3 protein-coding genes and 1 pseudogene are annotated in these 5,589 nt (G+C 69.2%); all 4 read left to right on the top strand.

The genetic code is table 11. The features are described 5' to 3' along the window. Positions 1–895: glycosyltransferase family 4 protein (locus ACE3UY_RS19210; protein WP_374689093.1), on the top strand; the 895-nt coding region annotated here is incomplete at its 5' end. Positions 896–938: 43 nt separating this feature from the next. Further along, on the top strand, positions 939–2,762 hold the full coding sequence (locus ACE3UY_RS19205) for a S8 family serine peptidase (protein ID WP_374689092.1): 1,824 nt from the start codon (positions 939–941) through the stop codon (positions 2,760–2,762). Between the two features lie 6 nt (positions 2,763–2,768). After that, on the top strand, positions 2,769–5,207 hold the full coding sequence (locus tag ACE3UY_RS19200) for a protein O-mannosyl-transferase family (protein ID WP_374689091.1): 2,439 nt from the start codon (positions 2,769–2,771) through the stop codon (positions 5,205–5,207). A gap of 119 nt (positions 5,208–5,326) precedes the next feature. Then, positions 5,327–5,589, top strand: a pseudogene (locus ACE3UY_RS19195) (uroporphyrinogen decarboxylase); the annotation flags it as partial.

The raw sequence follows: 5,589 nt of genomic DNA, 5'->3' as shown, positions 1-5,589 counted from the left end.
CATGCCCTTCAACCGGCTTGTGCCCGGCGCGGAACTGTTCCACAGCACTGAGCACCTGCTATTGCCTCTGCGCAGTGTGCCCACGGTGCTGACCGTGCACGATCTCATCTACAAGCTCTTTCCCGAATACCACAAGTCGCTCAATTACTGGTATTTGAACCGGGCCATGCCGCTCTACTGCGCGCGGGCGTCGGCCATCGTCGCCGTGTCGGAGGCAACCAAGCGTGATCTCGTCAAGTTCTACGGCGTCGATCCGGCTAAAGTAACGGTTGTGTATGAGGCCGCCGCCCCCCACTTCAAGCCCCCCACCCCGGCCAGGATCGCCGACGTGCGCGACCGTTACAACCTGCCCCGGCGGTATCTCATCCACCTCAGCACCATCGAGCCGCGCAAGAACCTGCCGCGATTGCTCGACGCCTTTCACATCCTTCGACTGTCCTTTCCCGACTTACACCTCCTTCTGGCCGGGGGGCGGGGCTGGCTCTACGACGATTTCTTCGCCCGCATCGAGGCGGAGGGGCTGGGCGAGGTCGTCCGGCCGCTGGGCTGGGTTCCGGATGACGACCTGCCGGCCGTCATCGGCGCGGCGGCGCTGGCCGTGCAACCCAGCCTCTACGAGGGATTTGGCCTGCCCATCCTGGAGCACATGGCCTGCGGGCAAGTGGTGGCCGCCAGCGATAGCAGCAGCCACCCTGAGGTTGGCGGCGCGGCGGCGGCCTACTTTGACCCGGCCGACGCGGCCGAGATGGCCGCGGTCATTGCCCGGCTGCTGACCGACCGCGCCGAACATGAACGCCGGCAAGAGCTAGGGCTGGCCCAGGCGGCCCATTTTAGTTGGGCGCGCGCGGCGCGAGAGACGGAAGCGATCTATGACCGGCTGCTAAACAAGCCGTGAGGGGATGCCACCCGGCGGGCGAGATTGGGATAAAACTAAGCCCATGTTGAAGCGATCATTCTTCACACTTATTGCCATCTTGACGCTGATGGGGGCGACCACTGCGACCCGCGCCGCTCAAAGCGATAGCGACGCGCCGGCCGCCGGCCCGAGCGCGACTGACTGGCCGACCACGGCGCTGCCGGCCACGCTCGACGTGGCCGCGCCCGGCCTAGTCGCGCCGCGCGCGGCGACCCACCCCCGGCTTGATGATACCCTGGCCGCGTTGGCCGCGCCGGAAACGCGCGAGTCGGAGACGCGCGACCGGGCCGCCGCGGCCGAAGCCGCCGGCCTGCGCCTCGAAGAAGGACGTGTGCAGGTGCGACTGGTCGTCGGCGCGGAGGGCGAAGCGGCGGCGCGCGCCGCCGTAGCCGCCGCGGGCGGGCTGGTGACCGACGCGTTGGACGACACGCTGCAAGCGTGGCTGCCCCCGGCCGAGCTAACGGCCGTGGCCGGCGCGCCCGGCGTGGCCTTCGTCGGCGCGCCCAACTACGCCGAGCTGGCTGAGCCGGAGTTGATCGCGCAGACCTCGGAGGGCGTGGTCGCGGCCAACGCCGCCGCCTGGCTGGCGGCGGGCCGGCAGGGCCAGGGCGTGCGCATCGCCATCATCGACGCCGGCTTCCAGGGCTACACCGATCTGCTGGGCGAGGAACTGCCGGCGACCGTCGTCGCCAAGAACTTAGTGGACGGCCAGCCCGACGCCGAAGTGAACGGCACGACGCCCCACGGTACGGCCTGCGCCGAGATCGTCCACGACATGGCTCCCCAGGCCCAACTCTACCTGATCAAGATCAGCACCGACCTGGACTTGAGCCAGGCGCTTGACTATGCCATCAGCCAGAACGTGGACGTGATCTCCACCTCGCTGACCTTCATCAACGTCACCCCCGGCGACGGGTCAGGCAAGTTCGCCGCCATGGCCCAGCGGGCGCGCGACGCCGGCATCCTGTGGGTCACCGCCGCCGGCAACTACCGCGAGACGCATTGGGGCGGCCCCTTCACCGACGCCGACGGCGACACGGTGCATGAGTACGCCCCCGGCGTCGAGGTCAACGTCTTCGGCCCCGGCAACAACACCGCCTACCAGATTCCGGTCGGCGTCGCCCTCTCCGTCGCCGTGCGCTGGGACGACTGGGCGGCCGTCAATCAGGATTACCGGCTCCACCTGGTGCGCCATAACGGCGCGAGCTTCCAGATCGTCGCCACGGCCGACAACCGCCAGACCGGCCAGCCCGGCCAGCGTCCGACGGAGCGGATCGAGTATCGCACCAGCGGCGCGACGGCCATCTACGGCGTCGCCATCGCCCGCGTCAGCGGCGCGCGCCCCGTCCATTTCGACCTGCTGACGCCCAACCGGGAACTCGACCGGCGTGTGCCGGTCATGAGCCTCGGCAACCTGGCCGACGCGCCGGCCGCGCTGACTGTGGCCGCCGTCCGGGCCAGCGCCCCCTACCCGCAGGAAGACTATAGCTCGGAAGGGCCGACCAACGGCCCCGGCGGCGCGCCCACCGGCGGCCTGTGGAAGCCCAATCTGGCCGCCTTCGCCGCGGTGACGACGGAGAGCTATGGCACGCGCGTCTTCGCCGGCACGTCGGCGGCCACACCCCACGTGGCCGGCGCGGCGGCGCTGGCTCTCAACGCCTATCCGGCGCTGCGGCCGGGCGACGTACAGACCCTACTGGAGGACTGGGCCATCGATCAGGGGCCAACCTGCCTCGACACGCGCTTTGGCTTCGGCCGCCTCTTCCTGAACCCACCGGCGGCGACGCCCTATCTGCGCTACAATCTGTTCCTGCCCTATATGGGCCACGATGACTCACGTTGCTGACGCCCGATGCTCGACCCCATCCCCGGCCCCGCCCCACGCCGCGCGCGCCCCTCGCCGCTGCTTTTGTTGCTGCTCGTCGCGCCCGTGGTTTACGTCGCCACGCTGGCCCGGACGGTCGTCTATGGCGATCCGACGGAGTACACCTTCGTCGCCAACATTCTGGGCATTGCTCACCCACCGGGCTACGCCTTCTACACCCTGCTCGGCAAACTGTTCCAGACGGTGATGCCCATCGGCGACGTGCCGTGGCGGATGCACCTGCTGGCGGCGGCCTCGGCCACGGCCGCGGCGCTGTTCCTCTTCGGCGCGACGCGGGCGGCGGCCGGCGCGCTGTTTGCGGGCCGGAGAGATAGCCGCGCCCTCGATACCGGGCTGGCAGCCGGGCTGTTCGCCGCACTGAGCTTTGGCCTGGCCGCCAATGTCTGGCAGCACGCCATCCACGCCAACCCCCACATCGTCACCGCCGCCTTTCTGGCCGCCAACCTCTTTTTCCTGACTCGCTGGGCGGCCGGGGGCGCGACCGATCGGCGCTGGCTCTACGCCTTCGCCCTGTCGGCCGGGCTGGGCGTCACCCACCACCCGCTGACGATCATCTCCTGGCCGGCCTACGCCGTTTTCCTGCTGCTGGCGCGCCCCGGCCTCTGGCGCGACGGGCGGGCGCTACTGGGCATGGCCGGCTGTGGGCTGCTGGGGCTGGCCGTGTGGCTCTACTTCCCGCTGCGCAGTCCGATGGCCCCCGCCTTCGGCCCCTCGACCATGAACACCCTCAACGGCTTTCTCGACCACGTACTGGCCCGCGGTCTGGCCGAGAGCCTGCCCTACTTCGGTCTGGCCGACGCGCCCGGCCGGCTCGTCGTCTTCTGGACGCTGCTGCGCCTCCAGTACTCGCTGCCGGTCATCTTCCTGGCCGTCCTGGGGTTAGTGTGGCCGCTGGCCGAGCGGCGGCTGATGCCCGGTGTAGCCGGGCCGGGCGGCGCGGCGCGACCAGCCGTGCCCGCCTGGAAGCTAACCAGCCTGTACGCGCTGGCCTTCCTGTGCAACTACGCCTTCGTCATGAGCCTGCGGGCACAGGACGTGATGGCCTACCTGCTGGGGCTGCTGGTCATCGTCGCCCTGCTGGCCGGCGTCGGGCTGCACGGGCTGTTGGCGCTGGCAGCGGCGCGGCTGCGGCCGGCCGGCGCGGCTCCCGCGCTGCTGGCCGCGGCGCTCTTCCTGCTTGGCCCCGGTTTGGCGCTGGCCCGCAATGCGCCACGCATCTCGCTGCGCGACTACACTGCCGCCGCCGACTACGTGACGACTGTCTTCGACCGCTTCGACGGGCGCGGCGAGGGCGCGACGCTGCTCAACGACTGGGAGCACATGACGCCGCTCTGGTACAGCCAGTTCGTCGAGAACCGCTGGCCGGCTGAGGCCGACGTGCGGCCGGTGCTCGTCTCCACGGCCCAACCGTGGCTGGAGAGCGTCTTCGCCACACTGCCCGGCGGGCCGGTCTACCTGAGCAACTACCGGCGCGAGATCGTCGACGCCGGTTTTCGTCTGCGGCCGGATGGGCCGCTCTACCAAGTGGTGGAGCCGGGACAGACGAGCGTGCCCGACGGTCTGACGCCGGTTGCCGCCGTCGCCGGGCCAATCGAGATCGTCGGCTACGACCTGCCTCAGCGCGAGGTGACGGCCGGGGCCTACGTGCCGCTGACCCTGGCGATGCGCGTCCCGGCGAGCACGGCCGACTACTTCGTGCCCGTGGTCCGCGTGGGCGATCTGACCTTCACCGCCACGACCGACAGCCATCTGACCACGCCCCTCTGGGAGCCAGGCGAGGTCATTGTCGAGCGCTTCGATTTTGCCCTGCCCCACGACCTGCCCGGCGGCGCGTACCGGGTCACGCTGGGGTTGAAGAACCTGAGCGCCGACGCGGAGACAGAGTTGGCGCTGCCGCTTGGAGAACTGGCCGTGACGGGCCAGAATAACCCACCTAACTTTAGCGGGCTGCTGGCGAACTTCCGGCAGCGCGTCGGGCTGGTCGGGGCGACGGCGCGGGTTGGGGCGCAGCGCCGCGCCGCTGTATGGCAGGAGCCGCTGGCAGCGCGACCGGGCGATACCGTCCACCTGCTGTTGCGCTGGCAAAGCCTGGCGCGAGCCGAGGAGAGCTACACCGTTTTCGTCCATCTCATCGACGCCGCCAACCGGCCGCTGGTGACGCTCGATTACACGCCGTTGGGCGGCTCCACGCCGACCCACCTGTGGATTCCCAAGTGGCTGCCCGGCCAGCAGTTGCTCGACCCCTACCGGCTGGCGTTGCCCGCCGACCTGCCGCCGGGCGAGTACTACATCGAGGTCGGGCTGTACGAAATGGTCAGCAAGCGCCGCTTGCACATGGCCGACGTCGCAGGTAATCTGATCGGCGACCGGCTTATCCTGGGGCCAGTACGAGTTTCAAATGAGTAAGAAGAGCTCACGCAAAGAGCGCCAAGAAGCGAAGAGCGCAAAGAAGAGAAGTTTCTTCTTAGCGTTCCTGGTATCCTTGGCGTTCTTTGCGTGAGCCTCTTCCCTAACCGGAGTGAACCATGCCTGATTGGAGCAAACGCAAACGTCTAGAAGCGGCCATCGCCGGCGAGGCGGTGGATCGGCTGCCGGTGGCGCTGTGGCGACACTGGCCGGGCGACGACCAGGACGCGGCGGCCCTGGCTGCCGCGCAGTTGAAGTGGCAGGCCGACTACGACTGGGATTTGGTCAAGGTTTCGCCGGCCAGCAGCTATTCCGTGGTGGATTGGGGCATGGCCGACCGCTGGGAGGGCCACATCGAGGGTACGCGCACAACCACCCATCT

The sequence above is a fragment of the Promineifilum sp. (SeqCode) genome (assembly GCF_041918635.1).
Classification (GTDB): domain Bacteria; phylum Chloroflexota; class Anaerolineae; order Promineifilales; family Promineifilaceae; genus Promineifilum.
The sequence above is the reverse complement of the archived record's forward strand: the minus strand, read 5'-3'. Positions and strand labels throughout refer to the sequence as shown.